The 20,924-nt window shown below is 41.5% G+C and carries 30 protein-coding genes and 2 pseudogenes; 16 read left to right on the top strand and 16 right to left on the bottom strand.

What is annotated here, in order from left to right; translation table 11 throughout:
* Positions 1-21: 21 nt before the first annotated feature.
* The 16 genes and pseudogenes from FHG67_RS22120 to FHG67_RS01400 all read right to left on the bottom strand — a co-directional run.
* Positions 22-221: pseudogene (locus tag FHG67_RS22120) on the bottom strand (hypothetical protein); the annotation flags it as partial.
* Positions 218-403, bottom strand: a complete 186-nt coding sequence (locus tag FHG67_RS01485; RefSeq protein ID WP_004498842.1) for a hypothetical protein — start codon at positions 401-403, stop codon at positions 218-220. The gene FHG67_RS01485 and the pseudogene FHG67_RS22120, both read right to left, overlap by 4 nt.
* Entirely contained in the window at positions 387-887 is a 501-nt protein-coding gene (locus tag FHG67_RS01480) for a hypothetical protein (RefSeq protein ID WP_172616489.1), read from the bottom strand. Before FHG67_RS01480 ends, FHG67_RS01485 begins: the two co-directional genes overlap by 17 nt.
* Before the next feature lie 62 nt (positions 888-949).
* On the bottom strand, positions 950-1,534 hold the full coding sequence (locus FHG67_RS01475) for a host-nuclease inhibitor Gam family protein (RefSeq protein WP_004498859.1): 585 nt from the start codon (positions 1,532-1,534) through the stop codon (positions 950-952).
* Positions 1,503-1,685, bottom strand: coding sequence for a hypothetical protein (locus FHG67_RS01470; protein WP_004498845.1), 183 nt, complete (start codon positions 1,683-1,685; stop codon positions 1,503-1,505). The genes FHG67_RS01475 and FHG67_RS01470 overlap by 32 nt, the downstream gene beginning before the upstream one ends.
* 13 nt (positions 1,686-1,698) lie before the next feature.
* The gene (locus tag FHG67_RS01465; protein WP_004501543.1) at positions 1,699-2,049 is read right to left on the bottom strand and encodes a hypothetical protein; all 351 of its coding nucleotides are present in this window, start codon (positions 2,047-2,049) and stop codon (positions 1,699-1,701) included.
* Positions 2,050-2,074: 25 nt separating this feature from the next.
* Positions 2,075-3,058: an ATP-binding protein gene (locus FHG67_RS01460; protein WP_051017892.1), complete on the bottom strand. Its 984-nt coding sequence runs from the start codon at positions 3,056-3,058 to the stop codon at positions 2,075-2,077.
* Positions 3,055-3,267 (bottom strand): hypothetical protein, encoded by a 213-nt coding sequence (locus tag FHG67_RS01455; protein WP_004498871.1) that lies wholly within the window; start codon positions 3,265-3,267, stop codon positions 3,055-3,057. The genes FHG67_RS01460 and FHG67_RS01455 overlap by 4 nt, the downstream gene beginning before the upstream one ends.
* A gap of 28 nt (positions 3,268-3,295) precedes the next feature.
* Complete coding sequence (locus tag FHG67_RS01450) at positions 3,296-4,951, bottom strand: DDE-type integrase/transposase/recombinase (RefSeq protein ID WP_004498839.1); 1,656 nt, start codon at positions 4,949-4,951, stop codon at positions 3,296-3,298.
* A 59-nt stretch (positions 4,952-5,010) separates the two neighbouring features.
* A complete protein-coding gene (locus tag FHG67_RS01445) occupies positions 5,011-5,871 on the bottom strand; it encodes a hypothetical protein (RefSeq protein WP_004498840.1) in 861 nt (286 codons plus the stop codon).
* On the bottom strand, positions 5,868-6,443 hold the full coding sequence (locus FHG67_RS01440) for a DeoR/GlpR family DNA-binding transcription regulator (RefSeq protein WP_036075483.1): 576 nt from the start codon (positions 6,441-6,443) through the stop codon (positions 5,868-5,870). The genes FHG67_RS01445 and FHG67_RS01440 overlap by 4 nt, the downstream gene beginning before the upstream one ends.
* Positions 6,440-6,856, bottom strand: a complete 417-nt coding sequence (locus tag FHG67_RS01435) for a hypothetical protein (RefSeq protein WP_036075480.1) — start codon at positions 6,854-6,856, stop codon at positions 6,440-6,442. The genes FHG67_RS01440 and FHG67_RS01435 overlap by 4 nt, the downstream gene beginning before the upstream one ends.
* On the bottom strand, positions 6,856-7,080 hold the full coding sequence (locus FHG67_RS22115) for a hypothetical protein (RefSeq protein ID WP_004498911.1): 225 nt from the start codon (positions 7,078-7,080) through the stop codon (positions 6,856-6,858). Before FHG67_RS22115 ends, FHG67_RS01435 begins: the two co-directional genes overlap by 1 nt.
* Positions 7,081-7,679: 599 nt before the next feature.
* A complete protein-coding gene (locus tag FHG67_RS01410) occupies positions 7,680-7,967 on the bottom strand; it encodes an LIC13344 family protein (RefSeq protein WP_004501533.1) in 288 nt (95 codons plus the stop codon).
* Complete coding sequence (locus FHG67_RS01405) at positions 7,967-8,311, bottom strand: hypothetical protein (RefSeq protein ID WP_004498898.1); 345 nt, start codon at positions 8,309-8,311, stop codon at positions 7,967-7,969. The genes FHG67_RS01410 and FHG67_RS01405 overlap by 1 nt, the downstream gene beginning before the upstream one ends.
* Positions 8,308-8,541, bottom strand: a complete 234-nt coding sequence (locus FHG67_RS01400; RefSeq protein WP_004498907.1) for a hypothetical protein — start codon at positions 8,539-8,541, stop codon at positions 8,308-8,310. Before FHG67_RS01400 ends, FHG67_RS01405 begins: the two co-directional genes overlap by 4 nt.
* Before the next feature lie 151 nt (positions 8,542-8,692).
* Between FHG67_RS01400 and FHG67_RS01395 the strand changes: the two genes are divergently transcribed.
* From FHG67_RS01395 to FHG67_RS01320, 16 genes and pseudogenes are all read left to right on the top strand, one after another.
* Positions 8,693-9,103 (top strand): helix-turn-helix domain-containing protein, encoded by a 411-nt coding sequence (locus tag FHG67_RS01395; protein WP_061219676.1) that lies wholly within the window; start codon positions 8,693-8,695, stop codon positions 9,101-9,103.
* 361 nt (positions 9,104-9,464) lie between these two features.
* On the top strand, positions 9,465-9,896 hold the full coding sequence (locus FHG67_RS01390) for a helix-turn-helix domain-containing protein (protein WP_036075477.1): 432 nt from the start codon (positions 9,465-9,467) through the stop codon (positions 9,894-9,896).
* 209 nt (positions 9,897-10,105) lie between these two features.
* Positions 10,106-10,809 (top strand): annotated as a pseudogene (locus tag FHG67_RS01385) (tetratricopeptide repeat protein).
* Positions 10,810-10,852: 43 nt separating this feature from the next.
* Positions 10,853-11,155 carry a MerR family transcriptional regulator gene (locus FHG67_RS01380; protein ID WP_004498886.1) on the top strand — a complete coding sequence of 101 codons (303 nt, stop codon included), beginning with the start codon at positions 10,853-10,855 and terminating at the stop codon, positions 11,153-11,155.
* Between the two features lie 171 nt (positions 11,156-11,326).
* Positions 11,327-11,560: a hypothetical protein gene (locus FHG67_RS01375; protein WP_004498844.1), complete on the top strand. Its 234-nt coding sequence runs from the start codon at positions 11,327-11,329 to the stop codon at positions 11,558-11,560.
* Positions 11,557-11,880, top strand: coding sequence for a hypothetical protein (locus tag FHG67_RS01370; protein WP_004498880.1), 324 nt, complete (start codon positions 11,557-11,559; stop codon positions 11,878-11,880). Before FHG67_RS01375 ends, FHG67_RS01370 begins: the two co-directional genes overlap by 4 nt.
* Entirely contained in the window at positions 11,877-12,206 is a 330-nt protein-coding gene (locus FHG67_RS01365; protein WP_004501548.1) for a hypothetical protein, read from the top strand. The genes FHG67_RS01370 and FHG67_RS01365 overlap by 4 nt, the downstream gene beginning before the upstream one ends.
* Entirely contained in the window at positions 12,203-12,778 is a 576-nt protein-coding gene (locus FHG67_RS01360) for a hypothetical protein (RefSeq protein ID WP_004501541.1), read from the top strand. Before FHG67_RS01365 ends, FHG67_RS01360 begins: the two co-directional genes overlap by 4 nt.
* Before the next feature lies 1 nt (position 12,779).
* Entirely contained in the window at positions 12,780-13,373 is a 594-nt protein-coding gene (locus FHG67_RS01355; RefSeq protein ID WP_004498862.1) for a hypothetical protein, read from the top strand.
* The gene (locus FHG67_RS01350) at positions 13,370-14,986 is read left to right on the top strand and encodes a phage terminase large subunit family protein (RefSeq protein ID WP_004498895.1); all 1,617 of its coding nucleotides are present in this window, start codon (positions 13,370-13,372) and stop codon (positions 14,984-14,986) included. The genes FHG67_RS01355 and FHG67_RS01350 overlap by 4 nt, the downstream gene beginning before the upstream one ends.
* Complete coding sequence (locus FHG67_RS01345; RefSeq protein ID WP_004501551.1) at positions 14,983-16,530, top strand: hypothetical protein; 1,548 nt, start codon at positions 14,983-14,985, stop codon at positions 16,528-16,530. The genes FHG67_RS01350 and FHG67_RS01345 overlap by 4 nt, the downstream gene beginning before the upstream one ends.
* A gap of 170 nt (positions 16,531-16,700) precedes the next feature.
* Complete coding sequence (locus tag FHG67_RS01340; RefSeq protein WP_004498905.1) at positions 16,701-17,849, top strand: structural protein; 1,149 nt, start codon at positions 16,701-16,703, stop codon at positions 17,847-17,849.
* Entirely contained in the window at positions 17,846-18,130 is a 285-nt protein-coding gene (locus FHG67_RS01335; RefSeq protein ID WP_004498908.1) for a hypothetical protein, read from the top strand. The genes FHG67_RS01340 and FHG67_RS01335 overlap by 4 nt, the downstream gene beginning before the upstream one ends.
* A 48-nt stretch (positions 18,131-18,178) precedes the next feature.
* Positions 18,179-19,417 carry a hypothetical protein gene (locus tag FHG67_RS01330; protein ID WP_004498857.1) on the top strand — a complete coding sequence of 413 codons (1,239 nt, stop codon included), beginning with the start codon at positions 18,179-18,181 and terminating at the stop codon, positions 19,415-19,417.
* Positions 19,414-19,779, top strand: a complete 366-nt coding sequence (locus tag FHG67_RS01325; protein ID WP_004501524.1) for a hypothetical protein — start codon at positions 19,414-19,416, stop codon at positions 19,777-19,779. The genes FHG67_RS01330 and FHG67_RS01325 overlap by 4 nt, the downstream gene beginning before the upstream one ends.
* Before the next feature lie 9 nt (positions 19,780-19,788).
* Positions 19,789-20,913 carry a phage major capsid protein gene (locus tag FHG67_RS01320; RefSeq protein ID WP_004498897.1) on the top strand — a complete coding sequence of 375 codons (1,125 nt, stop codon included), beginning with the start codon at positions 19,789-19,791 and terminating at the stop codon, positions 20,911-20,913.
* Positions 20,914-20,924: the final 11 nt, after the last annotated feature.

Genomic DNA, 20,924 nt, shown 5'->3' with positions numbered 1-20,924 from the left:
CCAAATCGTGAACCACCGCGCTGTGCTTTCCTGATCTCCTCCAACCAAAAGTAACCTTGCGCGTTCCAAAAATCCGGCTGGATAGCCTCCGTGGTATCCATGCTTACACAGCGACCAAGAATCATCGTATCTCGAACTTCTTCGGCGACTCTTGGTCCACAATATAACCCGTCACCATCCTCGGAGAAACAATTTATGTGCCCAGTAAGAGGACGTTTCATCCTCTACGATCCTCTTTCAGTTTTTCGATGGTTGCTTGAGATACCCCAAGTCGTTTCTTTGCATATTGAGTCATCGTATTGATGTTAACAACCCCATACTCATCAAGAACCGCGTCAGAAAAATCATTAAATTCCAAATCCTCAAACTGGATCTTTATTTGTGCTTTAAATGTCGTTTGCATTGGGTTCCGCCTTTTTGATTTTCCAACCTGAATTGGATTCATGAAAAAATTTGAATATAAATAGTTTTGCTTTTTCGGAACACTCTGGAATTCGTATAGTCTTCGATTCTGTGTTTTCGAAGATCGAAAGATTCTTTATTTCGTGTTGAAGTTCACGGCTGAGTTGCTTAGAGAATTCTAAGAACGCTTTCCATCCGAGTTTCGGATCTTTCAAATTCTGTTCTTCTTTACGTTTTTCTGCTTCGGGCCAGATCGCCGCGTGAACAGTTTCAATTTTGTGCATATACGCATAAGCTCCGGAAATATTTTCCGTTGCGGAAATCCAAAAGGATTCCTTTCCGAACTTAGGGTGCTTTCGGATCGCGATCAATTTTTCGAGAAGATCGAGAACGTTAGGAGCCGGAATTCCATTGTTCATAAACTGATTCAGAGCAATCGTCTCTTTTTGAATACTTCTGAAATAGGATCTCTCACGAGATTTCAAAAAGCTCTCCACGACGGAGAGCAAATTTGAGTAAGTAACTTCTGAAATAGGCGGAAGGACCATTAAGCGGCATCTCCCACGGCTTCGATTTCGGCGTCAATTTCACTCGGAGTGATATATAAACGTTCGTTTTCCTCGTTTAACTGGACTCCGATCTTTTGCGTTGCCCTCAGAGGTTCTGCTAAGATTTTTTCTTTATTCAGTTCCAATTTTACGCGGAGATAGATTCCGCCCAATTTTGAAACGAGATTATTGAACTTTTCCAAAAGACCGTTTTCTGAGAGAATCTTTTCGAATAGTTTCGAGGACGTACGAGTCTTCACCGAAGCCGGGACTTTTCGAAGTTTCAACTCTCCTGTTGGCAGTTTACAAGTCCGATACTCCGGATCTGGGAATAGTTCGTCCTTGTTCGTGTCAACGTAGAGCTTAATACCAGAAACAATGTGCTGGATTTTTAAATCCAGCGGGGTAAGTTCAGTTTGGAGTTCTGTCGTAAGCTGGCTGATTTGGTCGTCTACCTCGCTTTTGATACGATCTCTCTCGCGTTTGGTCTCCCCAAGCTCTGCTACAGCTTGGGTGAGATCGGCGCGATTTTTATAGAGATTATCCGGCAGTTCAACTTTCCCTTTCGGTGTTTTCTTTGCCACTTTCTACCTCCTTATCTGTTTCGGGATTCAAATCCACAGCTAATCCTTTTGAAGAAGAAGGAATAACCGGTGCCTTTGGAACCTTTCCCGTTTTTTTCTTCGCCGTTTTACGAACGGCCTTTTTCTTGACCGTCTTCTTTTTAACTGGCATAACGTCGCTCCTTTTACGCGGTTTTACCGAGAGCCTTGTTGACCTCGTATTCTGCGAGTCCTGCTTTGATCAGAACGATCTTATCCGCCATGTCCTTCTTTTCGGTGGACGAGGACTTTTTACGATCGCTGATCTGAGCTTTCAATTCTACCGCGCGTTTGTTGATGTCTGTTAACTCTTCTTCCCACGACTTCAATTCGGAATCGTTTTCGATTTTCCCGAGCATCTCCTGAATTTCCAGCAGTGCTGTTTCTTTCTCTGATTCGGAATTGATGAGATAAGGAGCCGGTTTTTCTTTTACAGGTTTTTCTGCTCGTTCTCCTGTTCCCTTTTTCTTCTTTCCTTCGTTTGTTTCGTTAGCCATTTTTCCTCCTAATTAAAAAAATGCGTTAGACGGCTCTTGCTTCTTCCCGTGCGTCGTTTAATAATTTGCTGGCAAGATCGCGAACAGCGTCCGCTTTTGATCCGTTTCGTTTGTGGTTGAGCGATTCGTTTATGAATCCAACAGAAAGGTCTTCTTTGATTTCTCGTTTAATAAAGCGTTGAATCATTCGATTAGAAATCTTGTGTTCTAACAGGGCTTCTTTGAACGCCTGTGCTTTCAGAGTTGTTAATGTTGTTCTTGTTACCACTCCGTTGAAATCCGGCAACAACCACAAAGATTGAGCAAGATGTTTGATTGAAGCCGGATATTCTCCAGTTGTATCCAGAAAATCGGATTTCGCAGAATCGTCTTTGAAACTTAAATTGAATCTTTTTTCTGCTATTTCTATCGCTTCTTCCGACGTTGGAAGATTCATCTCCTCGACAAGAACTCGTTTTCCGATTTCACGAGTTCTAAATATTTCCCCAAATCGAGGTGTAGCTTGTAGAAACATCACCATAGCAAATAAATGCGTTTTTCCCATTGCCTCGATTTCATGAATGAGCTTTAACTCCCGCATCATATTATGAGAAAGGTTATGACTCTCTTCGAAAACTATCACGACCTTGTAACCAGAATCGAGAGCGTCAGTCAATACGCTTCGAAGCAGTCTATATTTCGATTCGATCGAACCAGGAACGTGAACATCCGGGTTTATTGCTCTAATAATTTCCTTCATAATTGCGGCGGAACGAGGCTGCACTGAATGAAATACCGGAACTTCAAGAACAATATTAGATTTAGATTTTCTAAGTTGTCGCAAAAGTTCCTTTCTGATTTCTGATTTGCCAGCACCGGCTTTTCCTGTGACTACTGCCCACTGATTTCGTTTAATCACGTCCTTACAAAATTTCAATACTCGTTTTGCATTTTTAGTCTCAACGAATACATCTTCGCATTCTTCCAGTGCGTTGTTAGTTTCTTCTCTCACTTGTAGTAACTCCTTCATTTACCAGTTGAAACAGTTTTTAATCGTGTCGAAAATCCGTATTTAATTAGCAAACGATCAACTGTAGAACGTTTGTATTTTCCGATCGGAATTATTCCTTCTCTTTCCGCCATAACAATTGCGCGAGACGTAGAAATGGGAAACCCCTGAATGCATTTTTTAATTAACGCAATGCTCTTTATGTGTGATTTTTCTTCTTTTCCCTTCATTTGTAATAACTCCTAAATTTAAAATTGCTTAACCGTTCGTTCCGGTTCCGAGATATATGTTTACGATTTTGTAAAGTGTATCAGCCGGAACGTGTCCGTATTGATCGATGAACTTCCTGAAAACTTCACGCATTGCTACCAGATCCTCCTCACCGATTTCATCCGCGGTAAATCCGGTTTCGTTGAATACGTACGTAATCGCCTCATCCACTTTTAAAATTTTCGAGGGAGCCATTGCAACATGTGTCTCCGCATCCTCCCCTTGTGCGGGGAAGAATGTTATATTTGTGTCACGTAGATAGGATTCTTGTTTGATCGTTTCTTTAAACTTTTGGGAAGTTTCTTGAATATGTTTTCGTAATTGTTGAAGTTCTGAAACGCGGACTTCATGTCCTCGTCCATCGGAAATTTCGAATGTCTCTATGTTGCGTTGAATCTTTCCATACGGTTTTACTTGGAAGATTTTACCGTCATCGGTTTGAGCGCATTTCTTCCCTTCGCTGTTTGTAAATACAACGACCTTAGTTCCGCGCGGTAGTTCTGAACTTACAAAAAATTGTTGTTTATCGATTTGGATCGTTCCGTATCTGGTGATAACTTTCTCGTCTTCGGTAACAAGAGCGTCTTGAATGTTTTTACGAGTTGCTTTCGTAATCGGATGGTCTTTTGTCCCATCCACCCATCGTTGAAATGCCCCGCTCTTATTGTTGTCAAAGATCAAATAGCGATTATCATAATTTCTTAATTCATCGAGGGAATAAATTCTATTTCTGTTGATCGTAACTCCGAAGGTTCGCTTATACGCTCCGACTCGTGCCTCGACCGCACCTTTCGCGCTTGCGTGGCCGGGTAAGTGAGTTCTAACCTCGATCCCAAGCCGACCAAGAAAAGATTTCATGTGATTCGAATTTAAACCGGAACCTTCGTCACAAAAAATAAGTTTTGGAATTCCCTGGATAGGGATTTGCAAATTGCTTTTAGCCTGCATCGCATATGTCAAAAACGTAATCCAATCTTCTGTATTTTCTCCTCCGTGTTTCGCTCCGATCGTTTTTGGATCTGGAGCGAACGTCATCATCAAGTAAGATTTCGAATAGTTATCTACGATGAAGTAATCCCAAATTCGTTTTAAATCATGTTTTTCTAAAATATCCATCGCATGCGAAGAATCGTATTTGATATCGTCTCTATAATCGATTCTGTTCTTTTTAATATTCAAAAAATAATGATTCTTCATCGTTGCATCTACTATCCAACAGTGATTCGGATACGGACTAATGAGTTCTGTCGCTACTGATGGTGTATCAATCAGCTTCGTTGAAATTCCAAGTTGATTGAGTAAACGATCAGCAGTTGATCTTGTGTATTTCCCGCGCGGAATTAGTCCTTCGTTTTCGGCGGCGGTAATTGCCAGTTCTGTGGAAACTCCGTAACCTTGTTTTCCAACTTTTCCCCCGCGCTTGATCATCGCAATCGTCACCATGTGGGCTTTTTCTTCTTCGAGTTGATCCTGAGATTTTCGAATCTGTGCAACTCCTGAATAACCGGCCACTATCGTTCTCGAAACACCGTTCTCGATTTCTCGGAAACGATCATAGATCGTTTCCTTGGAAACTCCGAATTGTTCCGCAAACGTAAGAACGATTCTTTTCTTATCCGAACGTGAAGATGCGTTTCTCCACATCGTGAAACGTTCATTTAAAATTGTTATGTCGATCTCTCGGCGACCCATGATAAACCTTCTTATTCGTGATCCTGAATCGCAAAGAAGTAAGGAGTCCAAACGTTGTTGAGTTTTGTTCCTGCCAGTTTGAACATCGTTTCGAGTTGCAAAACAGAACCGGCGACGTCCGAGTCCGCCTTCAAAGAATCGTCGATATTATTGATCTCAACTACTGCTTGTTCTATGGACAGAAGGAGTTCCATAACTCTTTTCGAGGCTCCGACCTTTGTGGTGACCGTTGCGATCAAATCGGATTCGGTTCCTTTTTCTTTCGCGATATAATCGATTGCTTCGCTAAGGCTTTTTATCTTGTCGGATTGTTTTTCGATTAAACTCTCGTTGACCTCAAGATCACGTTCTAAGCGAGACTTTTCTTTTGTTAGTTCTTTATGTTCCTCGACAACTTTAATCGCTTCACGATACGTTTTCGTGTTCTGTGCGATCTCTTCCGCACGGATCGACTCGTATTCCTCGATAGTAAGTTCTTTGCCGTCGAGTAAATGAACGGTTCCCATTCCTGTAATTTTATATACATCCGAATCGGACGCAATTTTGGCTAATGCCTTTATCTGATCCTGATCCACTCCGGAGTATTCTTCCTCGCTCATCTTGTCCGACAGCATCAGCATATTTTTTGCAAAACTGATGGGGATAAACTTGGGCATCGTTGCTTGTAGGTAATCTTTGAATGTCTCGAATCCTAATCTTGTGAAAAGTTTATGATCCCTCATCTCCTTTAAGTCAAAACAGAATGCGATGAGATTACTTTGAATCCTCTGACTCAAATAAATGGCTCTGGCTAATAGTTCTCGTTCCGAATCTCCGCCGGTCTTTGGAACGAGAGCATTTTCTATATTGCTGTCTGATATTTCTAAATTCATTGTGTGATTGTCTCCTGAATAGTTTTCAAAATTTTTGGTTTATCGGAAGATAAGTTCATTGCGAAATCGGGGGCGAGTTTATACTGCACCGGGTTTGTTTTGTTTTTCAAATTGTCCACCGCGTTACGCATCACTAAGCCGTGTTCGACTAACGCGTTGAGGTTGTGTTGAATCGTTGCACTGGATCGAGCCAGCAAAAGAGCAAGTTCGGTTATTGTCCAAAGACCGGATGTATCCGAAATGAAGTGTTTGATCAGTTGCAGTTCTATTCCAACGGTGCGGTCTGTTGAATATTCTGTGGATGATGAAAGATTTTCCCGCAGAGCTGTTTTTTTACCGTAGAGAGAATTGATTAGTTCGGCGTTTAGATAAGAACTGAATCTATATTTTTTGAGAAGTTCCGCCTGATACAGCCTTTCCAAGGAGCGATGTATCGTCCGGATTTTTCCCTGGTTCGATGTGAGGAGCGCGACATCGGCATAATGTCTAAAAATTGACGGATACGTGAGAAATACCTTCAAAATCGTTAAATCTATGTTTTTTGTTTTCGGTTTAGATTTTAGTGGGTTCATGACGCCGCCCTTTTTATTTTTAAAATCTGAATATACCAATTTGCGAATGTCTGAATTTCTTCTCTACTATAGGGTTCTCCTAATCTTTCTCGTTCCTTATCCTCACGGTAGATACGGCGAACATTCTCAATCGGAAGCCCCCAAGACTCCTCTATTGCTTTCACGTAGCGTTGTGTGTTTCGAGTCCCTTTTATCGTGTGGGAAAGGACCGCTGGATCGAATGTCAACATATAGTTAGATCCCGGTGTTATATGTTGACACTTTTTGGAATAATACCATGCGATGTCCCGCAGGGTCATCTTGCTCTCGATAACGATCAGCCCAATGCGCTCGGACATGACTCGCCCGCGACGCCAAAGATCGCCTCGATGGATTAGCTTTCCGTTGAGTAAAACCCGGCTTTCTTTTTTCATTATGCGATCGCGATCAGGCGCCTACTCGCCTTATATTGAATATAAGGGTTTGATAACATTCTTCTAGTAACTACGGGGAGGATATGGCGCTGAATGTATTCGGCCAACTCGATAGCAGATAATTTTTTGGCCATGTATTCTGGGATTTCCCTCCAGCACTCTTCGAAAACTCGTTTCGTTATTTTTAGAGTTTTTTGTATTTTTTCTTTTTTGGGCGTATTCATGCGGCACCGTCCGGAAAGTTTTTAATTGCTATCAGATTCGTTTTTGGTATAAACGGACGGATGTTATTGATCGTTGCCGATCCTCGTTGCATGTTTGGTCGAAGACATTTTGAACAAAGATAGTTTTGAAAAAGTTGTCTCTGTTCTCCGCAATAAACACATAGATTAGGCTTCATTGTTAGTTCTCTCCTGAATTAAATTTTCATTCGACCACTCTGAGAATTTGCCTTTTAGTTCCCGGTCCTCGAGAAACGCATCCAGTATCGCACTCCGAGTCAGAAGACACTCGATGATTTCTATATGGTTTCGTCTACTTCCGTCCTTTTTATAAAGTCTCGACAGCAGAATACTTCTCCGAAGTAGAGAGATACGTTCGCTAACTGTCATCGTGTGTATGCCTCCGTACCGATATTTTGATCCATCCGCCAATCATAGAATTGATCGGAAATATCATGTTGTTTTTGATATTCCTCCATGAGTGCGCATCGAGTGAGTAGGATATCTATAATTTCCGTTTCCGTTCTGAGTGAATTATCGCCCGTCGTTTTTTTTCGAGAGATAGAGACTACGTTTCAGATATTCGAGTTTATATTGTGTCATCATTCTGAGAACTCCTCATCAAAAATATATTCGAGAATACTCATAAACTCCTGGATCGCTTCCTTATCATTTCCGCAGATTTGGGCGATGTCGTTTTTTACCAGATAGAGAGCGACGATTTGCTTATCGCTCATCTCGCTATGATCGTCTCGTCTCCAATCGAACGTCGGAAATTTCTCCTTTACTGAGTCCGCCACGTTTGAGATCAGCGTTTCTTCAAAATCTGAGAGCATATCCGAAGAAGAAGTTTGTATGTTAGAAGCGGCTCCGGTTATGTTGTGGTGCATCACGCTATCCGTCTCCGTTTTTTGGAATTGAGTTCTTTCTCTATGGCTTGAATCTCATCGCGTAACCGTAGTGATTGTTTAGCAACGATCCAAACATGAACATACACAGCAAAATCAGTATGCGAAGGAATATCGATTCGCACGTAAGGAATGTGTTGGGTATTCAGTTGTCTGTGTCGATCCGCGAGAAACAGAAAATCGATTGGAACGTCCGTTAGATCGGCATATATTTTTGCGTTGCAGTAGGCGGTTGCGGCCTTGCGCTGAATTTCGTTAGTAGGTTCGAAAACTTCCCAACGTTTTGGTTCAGTCCACGTAGTTTGAGGTTGCGTTTTTGTTTTCATGCTGCGCTCCTGCGTTTTTTGGAATTTTTGTGAGACGGTTTTCCCATACGAAACGGAACGTTGAACTTTTTGAACGCTTCCCGAACCTCAGTATACGAGTGTTGTCCGTTTAAGCTTTTTGAAAGATAGTCATAGTTGATTCCCGCTTCCCTTGCGAACTTCGCGAGGGTTCTCATTTTCAAGGTGATACAAATGAAATCCTTACATTCGTCTCCGTTGGTAATGATCATAAGGCCGCCCTTTAACTCCGTTTTTTGTTTGCGATTCGGCTCACATTGACGATACTGTCTCTATGTTACGGATAGCAGTATTGTGTCAGATTTTGCCGAGTTTTGGCGGGAACTCTCCCGCCTGGAATGACCATTTCGGCATCACCGACAATTGTCAAGAGAAAATTACGGTATTACCGACATTTTTATGAATTCTCGTATAAAAAAAATCTATGAGGATTCCGGATTAACTCAGATAGATTTTGCAACAAAATTGGGGATTTCCCATGGATCGTTGAATGATTTGTTGACCGGACGATCAAAAAAACCCAGTCATAAGACAATCCTTGCAATGCGAACGGAGTTTAATATTAATCCGCTTTGGCTATTGACAGGCGAAGGTCCTATGTTTGCCAGCGCGGAGGATGTAGATAGATCGAATCGATTGAATGCTGAATTTGGTCTTTTACATCGCTTGAGACCTTTGCCAAAACTGCGAAAAATCATAACGATTCTCGAAAAAATTCCAGAATCAAAGCTTGATCAGGTGGAAGGGATTCTAAAAACCTTTATGGAAAAATAGGGAATATATTTACGAATGACTATGGTTGAATAATTCTATCGACCATGCCCAAACTTCTGCCGCGATTTCGGGAATTAAGCTTTGCGGATTATGTCTGATACATTTGTCTACGACTTTTTCTATTCGGTTTTCTAAGAGTAAAATTTCTAACTCCGCTCTATTTTGCATATCCATCTATCCAACCCATTCCCTTCCCACCAAAAACGTGCTCAAATTATACCTGTAGCATGGTACAAAAAGTTAATTTAATAAGCGTATTTATTTGAAAAAATCTTCTATTATGACAAAATAAATCCGATAAAATATCTATATCACAACTGTTTGTAATCTGTAATTTGTGAGTCAAGAGTCAATCAAAAAGATGAATAATAGTGAGAAAATTGCAACTCAGGCGGACCGACTGCGGATTATAGCCGAAGAACAAAGTCTGAAAAAAGCAAAAATTGCACGGATAGGCGGGGTGACGGCAACAGCTGTAGCGAACTATATGGCAGGAATTAGGCAAATTCCTTTCGAACTCGCCTATGGATTGATGAAAAGTTTCGGATATAACCCGTTTTGGTTGATTTTGGGAGAAGGAGAAAAACGTTTTTCACCGGGGGCGTGGCAGTTGCTAAATACGGGCCACGATGAATTATTTGAGAAAATAGATCGAGAAAGGATTTTCGTGAAACAAATCGAGGCGAAAAAAATTCAAAAAATAATCGAACGAATTTTAGATTTAGATCAGTCGGATTTTGCCTTATTTAAGACGGTTTTTGATCGGATGTTTCCTCCCGAAACGCCCGAATAAATTTTCCCGTATAAATTTCAATGAGTTTGGGCGTTGGAATGCCTGCGCGTAAGTCCCGGACGAATTCGTGTAATAAATTACTAATTTTTTGAATCATGTGTTTTCCTTTTACAATCCGACGGATTGATTTTTGATTTTCCCTTTTTTTAGGATTTTCAGCTAATGGCTCATCCTTAATTTCATTCTTGTTAAAAATTAGGAGTTACGTCGTGAAGAAATTTATTCTGATCCTTTTTGTTTCATTCGTTTTATTTGCCACGGATACAAATCGAAATGAGGCAAAAAAGTTATTCGATCAATCCATGAAAACGTTAAACGAAGCAGAGAAAAGGAACTGAGAAAAAAGATTATAGAACTTTCTCCTGAATCAGATTACGGATATTTTTCTCGGGGATACATTGCCGAAATGGATCAGGATTTTGAGAATGCAGAAACATTGTATCTAAAAGCGACGGAGATCAATCCAAAGTTTGGACAAGCATTTGCAAATTTAGGTAGGTTAATGTTTTCTCTTCGGCAAAGAGAAAAGGCAATTGATTATTATTTAAACGCCATTGAAGCAGAACCAAAAAATTCTGATTTCTATTCGGGTGCTTGTTATTCTCATGCCAATGGAGAAGATCCTACAAAAGGTATTCAGTATTGTAATAAGGCAATTGAGTTAAATCCGAAAAGTTCCTCAGCCTATTATTCTAGATCATTGTTTCGGGCACTTTGCAATGATCCCCGTGGGGCGATTCGCGATTTAAACATCGCGATAAAACTAAAACCAAATTTTGCCGAAGCGTATCAACTTAGAGGACTGGGCAAAATTGGGTTAGGAAATAAAGATTCCGGTTGTAGTGATCTGAGTAAAGCGGGGGAATTAGGCAATACTGACGTCTATGATAATATGAAAGAATTCTGCCAATAAAAAGACTTGACAAAACTCTAATGTGCCATTCAAACCGGATGGCATGTCTACAATTAAGGGCCATACTCGCAACGGATCTTTACTCAAATTAACTCAACCGTCGTTATCCGCCAATGGGATTCATCTCGTTGAAACCCAAGAAATACTCATACCAAAGGACAAACGGAAGTCGCTGACTTCAAAAGAAGCGGCGGCCTATTTGAATCTTTCGATTAGGTCCTTTAACCGACATGTGATTGATCACGAGATACCGTATATAGAATGGGGACCTCGAACCAGAAGATTTCTAATCTCGGATCTCGATCGCATTTCTCAAACTCTCAAAACTACAAAACAAATTTACTAACCATTCCCTTCTCAAAAACGAACTCTCTTAAAAATTAGAGGCCAAGATGTTTTGGAAGATCCTCTAAGGATCTTCCGTCCAGCGGAGCTTCGTGTTATTCTTCTCTCACAATCGGAAGCGATTAAGTAGAACTTAGCCCGCCACAGTGCGGGATTTTTTTTGAGGGAGAGAATGGAGAACTTAAAAACAAATCAAATCAAGCTCGGGATTAAAGACCTTTTGGTTCTCCTGGGGTTCGTCATATCCGCAGTTGTTCAATACAATACAATGTATAAGGATCACGAAATCCGAATCGTTAAGATCGAAACGGAAATGACCGCGATCGCCAAGGACCTTTCGGAAATAAAATCTGATGTTAAGGATTTGATCCGACTCTCGTCACCGCGTAGGAGAGGTTCGGAATGAAGTTATTATCTCACGACGACAAAACCGGAAAGCCTTCGGATACTACGTTCAGAACGTGGATCGTTTTTATATTAACGATCTCATATTTGATTGCCCTTTCGATTCTTTCAATCGTATCCCCGGATTCGTTAAGGCCCCTTCATATGGATCTGATCCAATGGTTAATCGTATTTTATTCCGCGGCTGGAAGCCTCTATTTAGGAAAGCGAATCAACGAGAATTTGAATTCGAAAACAAAATCCTTCACCGACTTAATCGAGAATATCGGCGGAAAAACCAGCGAGAAAACACAGTCTGAAATTGGAAGTAGTCGGCTATGAAATCGATCTGTTTGGTTCTACTGTTTATTTGCGCCTGCACCGCCTTACAAAAAACGGGGAATGAGGCGATCTATGAATCAGCAAAAGCAGACGTAGAAACTCTCCCGCCTTCGAAAGAAAAACGGAATATTCAAAAGGCTCTGGATGTTTGTGGCGAACAAAATGAAGAGTTAAAAGAACTTCGAGAGGAGAATTTGAAACTCCAAGAGTTAGCGAACAAGTGGAAGGGACTTAGGAATTCGGCGATAGCCGTCGGAATTTTTGCGGTCCTTGGGCTTGTTGGCGTATTGATCTATAAGTTTCGTAATCTACTGGGGGCTCCATGATCTCACATCTCTCTCATCCAATCGCTCCTTGGAATCCACAGCGTGGAGATCAAATTACACCGAGACTCAAACTACGCGATTACCAACAGTGTATGGGAAATGTTTTCCAAGACTTCATCGTGTATGTAGGGATGCTTAAAAACATTCCGGGGTTCATCCGACTGACCACCTTTAACTACTACGTGCTCTTAGAAGATTGGGTGATTCAACACGGAAAGAATATTTATGATTCGGAACACCATGCAGAATATTTCAATCTGTTGATGCAGAATAATCAGATTCCGTTACAAATCGTCAAAAAACAGGGAAACAAAGAAGAGCTTTGTAAGTATTTTGAAACCGGATTTTATCCCTGCGGCCTCGGAACCAGGCTTACGAGGAAAGGCCACATCATTCGTGGAATCGGAATCATTGAAATGAGCGATGGAACAAAATATCTTCGTGCCTCCGATCCGTATGGACGAGGCCCCGCCTATCTGGATCCGAACGGACACGAAGTAGATTATGAATTGAATCTACTGTTTGATTTTGGTGTTCCTACGATTCTATACCTGGAGGACGTGAAGGAATAGGATGGCGTATTCTGAAAACGTAAAACACCGCGCCTATACCCTGTTCCTCGTCGGAAAAAACGCGGAACAAATTGAAGCGGTTCTAAAACCGGAGTTCCCGAAAATTTCGGCGAACACGATACGCAGTTGGGCAGAAGCAAAAGACCAATCCGGAAAAAATTGGTTTGATTCTCGCGATGAGGTAAATCGTGTAACGCGTTTGAAAATTCAGGAACAGACGTCCGATATGCGTTCCAAAATAAAAACAGATAACGCGATGATGATGCAAGCCGTTCGGAATGCGTTTTTATCGGAAGCCGGTTCTATGATCGGAATAGCGAAAGATCCGGTACAACTCGGATATCTTTGGAGTAAGTTTGCGAGTAATCAAATTCAGCTGGAAAACGCGGATTCCGGCTCTATTGATTTAATACGTGCGGCGGATACGTTGCTCGATCTTTTTATGAAAGGTCCGAAGACGAAGAAATCGATTAGTGAAGAATGGGGAATTCATCAAAAGAATCTATTAGCATGGCATTCGGAATGGACTAACGCCAAAGAAGTTCAGGGAACAATCATAGAAGAACCGAAGGCATTGACGGAAAAACGTTCATGAGTTCGGCGAAACAACAGGAATTCATTCAACAGTTAATTGATAAGGGAGAAAGATCATTCTCCAATACTTCTTTTATAGAATATCTCCTGGCAAAGGTATATGTTCGAAGTTCGGACGGAGTTTCTCGTTATTCTTTTGAAGGCCATGCGTATCTAAAAGAAATCGCCAAGAAACTCGAAAACACGAAACGATTTTTGGCCTTGAAGGGCGGGCAAGTCGCTCTTTCTACGTTACTCATCGCAGAATCATTTTGGAGGGCTGAAAAAGGGTCTTTAAAATTGGCGTGGTTTTTTCCTGACGCGGGTAATATGAAAATCTTCGTTCAAGATAGAGTGAACGATATGATCAATATCTCGCCTCATATCAAAAAAAATGTCGATCAAACGGACTCAATCAAGAACGTCCAGCTGTTGAAATATCTGGAATCCACGCTCGCGTTTCGCGCGACGGAAACATTAAAGCAGGTAAAAACGTTCGACTCGGATATAAACTATCTCGATGAATTCGACGAACAAAATCAGGAACATGCTGAATTTGCAAACGACCGTTTAGATCATTCGAAACTGGCTTTAAGTCGTGTGATTTCTCAGCCTTCCTTTGAAGATTTTGGAATTCACGCAGAGTGGAAAAACTCGAATCAATGTTGGTGGCTAATCAAATGCGAGACATGTAACGAATGGAATAATCTCGTTCAACGTTTCATTGACGAGCCTGGATCAATTTTTGGCGTAAAGATCGGGAAGATTTCTAAAGTTGTTTTTGCTTGCAAATGTGGTGCCGCTTTGAATCCGCAAAAAGGAACGTATGTTCCCGCATTTCCGAAACATCAAAATACCGGTGTTCAAGTCGCTCAATTTTTCAATACGATCAAAACTCCCCAACAACATTATAACAGATGGAAAGAAGCGACTACTTCAATCAAAAAGAAGAACTTTTTCATATCCGTAGTCGGCTGGCCGTATTCAACGGATGACGAAAAACCAGTAACTCAAAGTTTACTGGATTCGATGAGAGGCGACCACGGAATTCCCGAGGGAGTGGATTCTTTTACATATATGGGAGCCGATCAAGGGGATACGGTCCACATGCTTTTCGGGGAACACACGTCGGATAACCGAATCAAAATATATCCGGCCAAATTTTCAGTTCTCAATGAATCGGAAATCAATCGTGCGATCGAGAAGTTTAAAGTGTATTCCGGAATCCTCGATGCGATGCCGAACAAAAACTGGTCTGTGAGAACTGCACGACGATACAGCGATTACATTCGGATTCAGTATTTTTCAAAACGCTTTTCAACTCAGGACGAGTCTTTGGTTTCGGAAGATGAATCGGAAGGCATTCAAGTCGTGAATGTCAATCGCGATGAGTCGCTTCAAGACACAGTGGATGCGATTAAGAACGGACTCTTTCTCTTTCCGGATAAATCACGTCTTTCCGGTTATGACTTGGAACTTGCTGAGGAGCTGGATTTACATTTGAAAATGCTAATTAAAGAACGCGGAGAAGATGACAACGGAAAACCGAAATACTCCTTCAAGAAAAAAGTCGCGAACCACTTTGGCATGGCCTTAAATTCGTTGCGTCTGGCTTTCGAGTTGGGGGCGCCATGAAGTTTTCGGAAAGAATTTCTAAACAAGTTGGCTCTTTCATAGATCGTTTTAGTAGCAAAGGAACGAGTTTTGCAATCAGTCCGAATTCGACAAAATCATTCAGTCAGAGTTCGAACGACGTTATCACATACGTTGACGAGGTGACGCCGAACTATCCGATTCAAATGTTTCCCGTTCTTTCCAAACTTGCACTTATCAATCCAGATTTCAACCAGTCGTTGAAAAGAAACATCTTTTTGATGAACACCGGTTTTGAATGGAAACTGGAAGGAGCGAGCCAAAACGTAGCGAAATTGGTTCAAAACGAAATTGACGACTGGTTTGATTTACATCCGGGAATAGCGAACAAGCTTCTTAGACAAACTGCAATTATGGGAGTTCTTTCGGCTGAGGCTGTTCCATCGTTTGAGTTGGATGCAATCGAAACCGTACAGCTGATCCCCGTTGCTAAAGTTAGATTTAAAAAAGAACGTATTGAAGGAAAAAACGGAGGAGTTCGATACAAATACGTTCCATTTCAAATCTTGGAAAACGGAAATCAACTTGTTCTAAACGAAGAGATCTATACTTACGAAGCACTTGAAACCGATGAAGACAGCCCGTATGGAATCCCTCCTGCGATCGCGGCGATCAAAGCTATGTATTCGCAGTCTCGCGGAATGGAGAACCTTGAAAAGTCGACAAACAAGTGGTCACTCCTCGGATTTCTTTCTGTAGTCATGTCGAAATTCAAACCGGCCCCAGGAACCGACTTAAAAACCCACGGAACACAGCAAAAAGAGTTTTTGAAAACCTCGGCTAACGAAATCGAAAAGTCGATTGAATCTGGACTGTTAGTTGGATCGGAAGGAACAAAGATCGAACATCATTCGATCGCTTCCGAAAAATCGACGGGATTGAAAGATGTGATGCAAATCATTGAGGAACAACTCTCCTCTGGAATGGATACAGATTTGTTCATCTTGGGACGACCTACGAGTGTCACAGAAACTTACGCGAAAGTTTCCTCAAAACTCTTTTTAATGAAAGGAGAAAACGTTCGTCATCCGGTTAAAAGGTTCCTTGAGAAAACGTTAACGTTACATCTCCGAATGAAGGGATATAAATTCACTCGATTGCGAGCTTCTTGGAAAGAAGGACGACCTTTAAATCCAGAAGACGATGCATTAGCAAAGAAAACAAATGAGGAAGCTGAGAAACTTCGCACAGAAAGATTTCTATCCTTAGAGCAAGCTGGTGTCATAGATCTGGATACGGTAGCCGTGGAACACGGTTATGAAAAAGCATTTGGAACACGCATTTCTAAAAACGCGTTAGGCGCGTTTTTAAGGACTTTGGGCATCGACCCCCTATCTCAGGAGGGAAAAGCACTCGTGAACACCTATGAACACCGTTTAAAACGCAATGAAACGGAGACCGGTGGTAGTTCAGAACCCGATTTTACATCATCCGATGAAAATGATGAGGAACTTGCAGAAAAGTTCCAAAAAAAAAAGGGCTCTCAGACCAATGTTGTTCCGATACAACGCGGACGCAAACATTAGGAACGTGGAATGAGGAGGAAGAGAAACAGTTAGAGGAGGTCATCAATCGTGGCTTAAAGAAAATTTTCCATTCCTACGAAGAAAAAGTTAAAGAAGTTCTGAGTGGAATCAAATTCGAACTCGATTCGGATGACGCGGTAAAGGTAATCACAGACTACATTGTCCGCGAGATGGGGGACAAATTTCCGGATTTAACTCGGGCTCAAGTCGAGGAATTTACACGCGAAGCGTGGAAGATCGGCCAAGCGTATGAAGTCGGTGTAAAGGATATCGCGCCTCGAATCAATCAGGACGCGATCGATTTTTTCGGCCGATTAAACAACGCGGACTACGGAAAACTTTTTAACTCGCAACGAACCGTTTTTGAAGAATCGATTCGTTCCGTATTGGATGGAAGTAAAACAAAAACCGAAGCACTAAAAAAACTGAAAGAGAAACTCGGAGTGGATCTTGAAAACAAAAAAATTACCGAGAGAATCGACGACATTTTTCGAAACAAAATATATACGTCTCAGAATTTTTCCAGAATTCAGCGGATGCACATACTCGGAATTGCGGAAGTGGAAATTGTCGCGATTATGGATGCGAAGACTTCTCCAATTTGCAGAGAACTGAACGGACGTAAATTCCAGGTTTCGGAAATGAGCGACTTCGTTGAGGAGTTCATCAGCACTCCGGTAGACGAGAATTTTTGGAACAAGTATCATCCTCCAACCGCAAAGGAAATCAAAGATTTTCCAGGAATGAAATCCTCGGAAATTTTGAAAACTCTCTCGGTAAAGTGTCCGCCGTTTCATTTTAAGTGTCGGACAACGATCGTAACGTTTGTGAAATCGGTTATTAATCGGATTACCGAAAGCGGACAGACTCCCCTGATGGGGAAAATTGAAAGTCCGTTAAATCCTATGGAGAGAGCTAAAAATAGAAATGAAGTTAGAACGGAAAGCTTAAGTGGTCTCGAACAAGAGGAACTTCTGAATAAAATTTCATCGCTCCAAGGAAACGCAGTTTGGAATTCAGACAGGTTGAAGACCAGTTGGAAAAAACGAGTTGCGGATGGAAATTCCGGTATATTTGGAAAAACAGAGGCCACATACGCATCTAAGGCCATTGATGTTTTGAAAAACTTCAATACACTGTATGCGTATTCGATGGAAGATAAAAAGACGAAATTTAAGTCTTTCAAATTTGGTTTTGTTCAAGATCAAAAAGGCGGAGGAAAATTTTTCGTTCCGGTAAATGCGGAAACGTTCGAGATCGAAAATCTCTTTTTGCTGGAGATAGAAAGCATTACGGATTCTTTATTGAAGGTCACATGAAACGCGAGCGAATTTTGAAACTGATCGAAACCGTCGAAGGTGGTAGCGTCGAAGAGCAAGAAATGATTGTCCAAATCCTCGACGAGATAGATGGAAAGTTTGAAGATTGCGACGCGAATCTGGTTCGTAAATTTTCGTTACTTTCTCACCTATTCGGTGGAATGGATTTGTCTGAAAGTTCGTGGAGATTTTTCCCGGACGAAATTTCTTCAGGAAAATATCCTTTGGAAAAACTTCCCGAGCATGTGCGAGAAATCGCCAACGAGTTATACTACAAATAAAAAGCGGGAATCCGCACACTACTTAAACGCTTCCTTTGAGTGGAAGCAATGGCAACTAAAAAGACAGAAAAGAAACAACTCCAATACGACTCTCACGGTTGGGCAACACTTGATAATGGCGTTAGACTAAATTGTTCCGGTCAAGGCTCCGTTGTATTATTTGCGTCTGGAGCTGTTCTATCCGGTGGTGGAAAATTATCTACTCCAACAATTCCACAAGAGCCAATTTCTTCGGATTTACCGTATGTTGAACACGATTTCAGAATGTTGTCTAAGGCATTCATTGAGTGTTATGCACTCGATTTTACAAAGGACAATGTTCTAAAAAATGCAACGTCTCTGTTCGCAACGAAGATTTACAAAGATCATGAAACATTTGTAGAAAATTCTATTGGCGCAGTCATCGACCCAACTTGGAGTGATGAAAAGAATAACGAAGGAGTCAACGGCAGATTTAGGTTCTTTAAAAAATTTGCCTCATCCATCATCGATCGGTTAGAAACCGATCCTCCGATTTTGGATTCGTGTTCTGTCGGAATTCAATTCACGTTTATCAAATCTCATCCATATCTTGAAAACTTTTACTGGCATCTTGGAGAAGAAATCGAAGGTTCTATTGTTCGTTTGATCATCACTAAGATCATCACGGTTTCGGAAGTTTCCATAGTATGCGCTGGCGCGGACCCTAACGCCAAAAAATTATCACTGAATCATTTTGACGAAACCTCGTCCGAGTCGGGGGAGGAAGAACCACAAACGGAGGAAAATATGAAACTCAAAGCTAAATTACTTTTGGCCTTGGGTCTTTCGTTGGAATCTCTCGGTCTGGAAAAACAGGGCGAAGAAGTGGAGTTGTCTGCTGAAAAATACGAGGTCGTTTTACAAAAAGCGGGCTTGGAATATTCGAAGTTAAAGACGGCTCTCGATACCTACGCAAGACTCACAAATCAAGAAAGTTTTTCAGCAGGGTTTGATCACGAATCAAACGTTGCAACGTTGAACGAACTCTTGGGAGAGCCGAGAAAAATACTCGAACAAAATCGAAACGAAGTTCTGAAGGCATACCGTTTATTTGTAAACGGAAAAGCGGACAAGACGATCGAAGAGATGATCGAGAGTGCAGACTTGAAACAACTCAAAGCACTTGCTAATCAATACGGAATCAAATTGAACGAAAAATTTCCAGTTCGCACAGATGAACTTGGAAATCTTACACGTGGTTCCGGTAACGGTGGCGGTGAATTGGAAGACACCGAACCTTACATGACCGTGGAGATACCAGCATGAACCCATTTTCAACAAAAGCAACAGGATTAAGAGAACCGGAACTGATAACGTTCGATAACACGAATAACCTTACAGATAATTCGATCGGTCAGCCAGTTATCGTATCCGGCGAAATGACAGTTTCATTAGCGCCGAACGGATCGAAATTCGATGGTTTCGTCAGTAGCATAGACAAGAAGTCTGTCACCGTTCAAATCGAAGGAAGTTTCGAAAGTTCCTATTCAGGGAACGTTCCTTCTTACGGTCGTGACACTTTGGCCTCAGATGGAAACGGTGCAATCAAGAAAGATGTTGGAGGGGATGTCTTTCTCGTTCTTTCGATCGATACTGCAGGCAAGCGCGTATCGTTCATTCGGTTATAAGGAGGAATCATGTCACTTACCAAAAAGAAACGAAAACTTCGCTTTAAAAAAAGCGAGATCAAAGAACTGTCTCTCGAAAAAGGAATGTATCAACAACTCGACACGAACAAATGTGCGGTTCCTCTATCCAAAATTATCGAGCAGATGGAGGAAAAAGCAGGATTCGATCCGTTCGATCAAAAATCCGATGTAGGTTTAATGAATCCGGTCGAACGCCAGTTGCTGATTAATGGAGTCGATGTATTCAATAGCGCGACCCTGATCGAAGATTTCTTCAAAACCAACAACACCAAAATTCTTTTTCCAGCGTTCATCAGTGATCAGATCTATTTAGGAATGGGGTTAGGTCAGATGGAACTTTCCGTTGAAGACCTAAAAGCTACTTCCCAAAAAATCTCTTCGACTGCAATCGAGAAGATCGGTATCGATTTCGAGAAAGAAGATGTCGATGTAGCTACCGTTGGTGAGGGAGGTAACTTTCCAGGAGCGAAAATCGCTTTAAAAACCGGATCTGTCTCAATGAAAAAAGTCGGTCGGAAGATGATCATCTCCTACGAGGCCGCGCGAAGAGTGAATATCGATATTCTGAAAATTTATCTTCAAAGAATCGGATATCGCTTGGGTCAGCAAATGGCACAAGAGGGTTTAAGGGTTCTTATGGACGGTGATGGAACCCCAGGGTCTGCCGCTCCGATTTCTTACACGAAAGCAAACGAATGGAAGTATGCCGATATCATTCGACTGATCTATGGGCAATTTAAGAAAGGTCAAACTGCTACAACTGTAGTTTTGAACAACGAGTTCCTTTTGGACGTGCTTACGGATGAAATCAATTTCAAGCAGTTCCAATCTTTGAATATTGCGGAAAAATTTATCACCTCCGGAGAGATTCAAGGATTTTTTGGCCGAGCTTGGAAAACGTCCGAATTCGTTCCAGATAAGACGATGATTGCTTTCGATAAAACTTCCTGTCTATCGTATTTCGAAGAAGCGAAATCTTCGCTTATCGAAACAGACAAGATTATCGACAAGCAACTGGAACAAACTGTAATCAGTTTGAATTTTGGATTCACGAAATTGTTTCAAGCCGCTTGTCACCAAAAGACTCTTCAAACAATTCCATCCGGTTCGTAAGGAGAAGTAAA

This window comes from Leptospira weilii, assembly GCF_006874765.1.
Classification (GTDB): Bacteria; Spirochaetota; Leptospiria; order Leptospirales; family Leptospiraceae; genus Leptospira; species Leptospira weilii.
The sequence above is the reverse complement of the archived record's forward strand: the minus strand, read 5'-3'. Positions and strand labels throughout refer to the sequence as shown.

What these genes read in the sequence shown, in the direction of transcription:
- FHG67_RS01485 (WP_004498842.1), bottom strand. Translation starts at nt 403, where the DNA reads ATGCAAACGACATTTAAAGCACAAATAAAGATCCAGTTTGAGGATTTG.
- FHG67_RS01470 (WP_004498845.1), bottom strand. Translation starts at nt 1,685, where the DNA reads ATGCCAGTTAAAAAGAAGACGGTCAAGAAAAAGGCCGTTCGTAAAACG.
- FHG67_RS01465 (WP_004501543.1), bottom strand. Translation starts at nt 2,049, where the DNA reads ATGGCTAACGAAACAAACGAAGGAAAGAAGAAAAAGGGAACAGGAGAA.
- FHG67_RS01460 (WP_051017892.1), bottom strand. Translation starts at nt 3,058, where the DNA reads ATGAAGGAGTTACTACAAGTGAGAGAAGAAACTAACAACGCACTGGAA.
- FHG67_RS01455 (WP_004498871.1), bottom strand. Translation starts at nt 3,267, where the DNA reads ATGAAGGGAAAAGAAGAAAAATCACACATAAAGAGCATTGCGTTAATT.
- FHG67_RS01450 (WP_004498839.1), bottom strand. Translation starts at nt 4,951, where the DNA reads ATGTGGAGAAACGCATCTTCACGTTCGGATAAGAAAAGAATCGTTCTT.
- FHG67_RS01445 (WP_004498840.1), bottom strand. Translation starts at nt 5,871, where the DNA reads ATGAATTTAGAAATATCAGACAGCAATATAGAAAATGCTCTCGTTCCA.
- FHG67_RS01440 (WP_036075483.1), bottom strand. Translation starts at nt 6,443, where the DNA reads ATGAACCCACTAAAATCTAAACCGAAAACAAAAAACATAGATTTAACG.
- FHG67_RS01435 (WP_036075480.1), bottom strand. Translation starts at nt 6,856, where the DNA reads ATGAAAAAAGAAAGCCGGGTTTTACTCAACGGAAAGCTAATCCATCGA.
- FHG67_RS22115 (WP_004498911.1), bottom strand. Translation starts at nt 7,080, where the DNA reads ATGAATACGCCCAAAAAAGAAAAAATACAAAAAACTCTAAAAATAACG.
- FHG67_RS01410 (WP_004501533.1), bottom strand. Translation starts at nt 7,967, where the DNA reads ATGCACCACAACATAACCGGAGCCGCTTCTAACATACAAACTTCTTCT.
- FHG67_RS01405 (WP_004498898.1), bottom strand. Translation starts at nt 8,311, where the DNA reads ATGAAAACAAAAACGCAACCTCAAACTACGTGGACTGAACCAAAACGT.
- FHG67_RS01400 (WP_004498907.1), bottom strand. Translation starts at nt 8,541, where the DNA reads ATGATCATTACCAACGGAGACGAATGTAAGGATTTCATTTGTATCACC.
- FHG67_RS01390 (WP_036075477.1), top strand. Translation starts at nt 9,465, where the DNA reads ATGAATAATAGTGAGAAAATTGCAACTCAGGCGGACCGACTGCGGATT.
- FHG67_RS01380 (WP_004498886.1), top strand. Translation starts at nt 10,853, where the DNA reads ATGTCTACAATTAAGGGCCATACTCGCAACGGATCTTTACTCAAATTA.
- FHG67_RS01375 (WP_004498844.1), top strand. Translation starts at nt 11,327, where the DNA reads ATGGAGAACTTAAAAACAAATCAAATCAAGCTCGGGATTAAAGACCTT.
- FHG67_RS01370 (WP_004498880.1), top strand. Translation starts at nt 11,557, where the DNA reads ATGAAGTTATTATCTCACGACGACAAAACCGGAAAGCCTTCGGATACT.
- FHG67_RS01365 (WP_004501548.1), top strand. Translation starts at nt 11,877, where the DNA reads ATGAAATCGATCTGTTTGGTTCTACTGTTTATTTGCGCCTGCACCGCC.
- FHG67_RS01360 (WP_004501541.1), top strand. Translation starts at nt 12,203, where the DNA reads ATGATCTCACATCTCTCTCATCCAATCGCTCCTTGGAATCCACAGCGT.
- FHG67_RS01355 (WP_004498862.1), top strand. Translation starts at nt 12,780, where the DNA reads ATGGCGTATTCTGAAAACGTAAAACACCGCGCCTATACCCTGTTCCTC.
- FHG67_RS01350 (WP_004498895.1), top strand. Translation starts at nt 13,370, where the DNA reads ATGAGTTCGGCGAAACAACAGGAATTCATTCAACAGTTAATTGATAAG.
- FHG67_RS01345 (WP_004501551.1), top strand. Translation starts at nt 14,983, where the DNA reads ATGAAGTTTTCGGAAAGAATTTCTAAACAAGTTGGCTCTTTCATAGAT.
- FHG67_RS01340 (WP_004498905.1), top strand. Translation starts at nt 16,701, where the DNA reads ATGGGGGACAAATTTCCGGATTTAACTCGGGCTCAAGTCGAGGAATTT.
- FHG67_RS01335 (WP_004498908.1), top strand. Translation starts at nt 17,846, where the DNA reads ATGAAACGCGAGCGAATTTTGAAACTGATCGAAACCGTCGAAGGTGGT.
- FHG67_RS01330 (WP_004498857.1), top strand. Translation starts at nt 18,179, where the DNA reads ATGGCAACTAAAAAGACAGAAAAGAAACAACTCCAATACGACTCTCAC.
- FHG67_RS01325 (WP_004501524.1), top strand. Translation starts at nt 19,414, where the DNA reads ATGAACCCATTTTCAACAAAAGCAACAGGATTAAGAGAACCGGAACTG.
- FHG67_RS01320 (WP_004498897.1), top strand. Translation starts at nt 19,789, where the DNA reads ATGTCACTTACCAAAAAGAAACGAAAACTTCGCTTTAAAAAAAGCGAG.